This is a genomic window from Oleiphilus sp. HI0128 (assembly GCF_001635365.1).
Window position 1 is genome coordinate 1 of record NZ_LWGG01000356.1, and the last position, 631, is coordinate 631.

1 protein-coding gene is annotated in these 631 nt (G+C 51.3%); it reads left to right on the plus strand.

Going from position 1 to position 631, the window contains the following annotated elements; translation table 11 throughout:
- The coding region (gene pta / locus A3763_RS04485) for a phosphate acetyltransferase (RefSeq protein ID WP_156494907.1) at window positions 1-631 on the plus strand (631 nt) is incomplete at both ends.

The following is a 631-nucleotide window of genomic DNA, read 5'->3' on the forward strand; positions in this document are numbered from 1 at the left end:
GAGTGATATTCAGATCGTCGACCCTGACGAAGCACGTGAACGCTATGTCATCCCAATGACAGAGATCAGAAAGCATAAAGGCGTGAGTCACCAAATGGCGCGAGCAATGCTAGAAGACAATGTCGTACTCGCAACGATGATGGTGGCGCTAGATGAAGTTGACGGGCTTGTATCAGGAGCTGTTCACACAACAGCCAACACTGTGCGCCCCGCGCTTCAGTTGATTAAAACAAACGATTGCGCCAAGGTAGTGTCTTCAGTTTTCTTCATGTGCCTCCCCGACCAAGTACTTGTATATGGTGACTGCGCCATCAACCCAGACCCGAATGCCGAACAGCTGGCCGATATTGCGATACAAAGTGCCGACTCAGCCAAAGCATTTGGCATTGACCCCAAAGTCGCCATGATTTCCTATAGCACAGGTGTAAGCGGCACCGGCGCAGACGTCGACAAAGTTCGTGAAGCTACTGAGATCGCTAAGAACTTAAGGCCAGACCTCGTAATTGACGGCCCCCTCCAATACGATGCGGCGGCGATTGAAAGTGTCGCCAAGAAAAAGGCACCGAACAGCCCGGTGGCCGGTCAAGCAACCGTTTTTATCTTCCCAGATCTAAATACTGGTAACACCACC